This is a genomic window from Sporomusa sp. (assembly GCF_057736855.1).
Genome location: NZ_JBYKYF010000466.1, coordinates 1 through 1,615, shown reverse-complemented (window position 1 = coordinate 1,615; position 1,615 = coordinate 1). Strand labels below are relative to the sequence as shown.

Annotated in this window: 3 protein-coding genes; 2 read left to right on the top strand and 1 reads right to left on the bottom strand. The window is 39.6% G+C overall.

Features of this window, described 5'->3' with window-relative positions; genetic code table 11:
* Positions 1-364: 364 nt before the first annotated feature.
* Positions 365-583 carry a DUF6133 family protein gene (locus tag AC29Z1_RS17725; RefSeq protein ID WP_488272755.1) on the bottom strand — a complete coding sequence of 73 codons (219 nt, stop codon included), beginning with the start codon at positions 581-583 and terminating at the stop codon, positions 365-367.
* 434 nt (positions 584-1,017) lie between these two features.
* On the opposite strand from AC29Z1_RS17725, the gene AC29Z1_RS17720 reads away from it, so the two are divergent.
* Together AC29Z1_RS17720 and AC29Z1_RS17715 are read left to right on the top strand one after the other, a co-directional pair.
* Positions 1,018-1,296, top strand: a complete 279-nt coding sequence (locus AC29Z1_RS17720) for a transposase (RefSeq protein ID WP_488272754.1) — start codon at positions 1,018-1,020, stop codon at positions 1,294-1,296.
* Between the two features lie 32 nt (positions 1,297-1,328).
* Positions 1,329-1,568: an IS3 family transposase gene (locus tag AC29Z1_RS17715; RefSeq protein ID WP_488272753.1), complete on the top strand. Its 240-nt coding sequence runs from the start codon at positions 1,329-1,331 to the stop codon at positions 1,566-1,568.
* Positions 1,569-1,615: the final 47 nt, after the last annotated feature.

The window sequence follows — 1,615 nt, the reverse complement described above, 5'->3', positions numbered from 1 at the left end:
GATATGCACCCAATTGCTGACCTGTCGTGTTGTTATATCGCTGATGCCGGCATATATGAGCAATATTGTAAACAGAATTCCTTTAATGCTTGTCAAGGATATTCCATATACAGAATACAGTAACCCTATACTCATAGCGATTAAAACAATGTTCAATACATGTGATACATTCCACTTCTTTTTTGTATAGCAGTTAAATATATATCCGAGCAAAAGCGGGAACAGGGCAAGGCAAATTACTGAAATGAATTTTGTAAGCAGTTCAGGCGGTAAAATTGGAATATTAAACGGAAAGACTTCCATATCTAACCTCCATAAATGGAATGCGGAGCGGCAGTTTAAATACCGCTCCGCATTTTTATCATTATCCTTTGTAGTTGAATAAGCCTTCGATCTTTGTTTTAAGTGTCGGCAGAATTGTATCTCCGTACAATGCGTACAATCCGGCGAGCAAGGCAGCGCCTACGACAACTGAGATCAAAATTTTTATGCCGGTGTCCACAAACCCTTCTGCGCTGTTATTGGTGAGTGCAACGGCGACATGATTGGTGAGAGATATAACTTTTTTCTTCATTTTGCTCATTTTGATACATCTCCTTTACATTTTAATTTGCTATGTTTCCTTTAGTCTAAGGAATTATTTGTTTGGATTAATTGCCTTGTAATATGACGTATTGCTTCGGTATTAAGTAGGGCAGAAGATGTCATAATACCTATTTCCGATTTCTATATTAGGTATTACGACACTTACGCTCTTATCCAAATTAGAAAAGACCTTATTGATTTTTGCTTTAATCACCAATTTGCATCCCTCCTTTTATAAAAAATAACCGCATCACTAAGATGCGGTTATGTAAAGTATTCAAATGAAGATGGTAGGCTTCCTCTTAACTTTTTGTTGGCTTAAATAGCAGATGTTAGATCAGGAATTTAAAGACCAATGATCTGCCCCCCAAAAACCAATCCAATTGCAAGTAGAGAAAAGCCGTGGTAAAATAAAACAAAGGAATGATGAAAATGCCACGGAAAACATACAGTGCAGAAGAAATTGTAGGAATCCTACGGGATATTGAAATCCTAAACGGCAAAGGTAAAAATATTGCGGATTGTTGCCGTGATAAGGGTATCAGCGAAGCAATATTTTACCGGTGGAAAAAAGAGTATTCAGGCATTCATCCTGATCAGGCTAAGAGGCTGAAAGAGCTAGAAAAAGAAAATAATCGCCTTAAGAAGTTGCTGGCAGAGGTCATGCTGGATAATCAGATACTAAAGGATATCAACTCGGGAAACTTTTAAGCCCGTCCAAGCGTAGAGCAACGGCTAAGGCAGTGGTAGATAAATACCGTATCAGCGAACGACGGGCATGCCGCATAATAGGACAACCACGCAGCAGCCAGCGATACGAAGTCGTTAAACGGGCAGATGAGGACGAGATCACTGCACAGATTGTAGAACTGGCCAGTACATATGGGCGATATGGATATCGTATGATTACAGCGATGCAGCATGGGCGTGGATATCATATCAATCACAAACGTGTATATCGAATTTGGAGAACGCTAGGGTAAAAGTACCTCAAAAGCAACCAAAGCGCAAACGCCTCTGGCTAAACGAT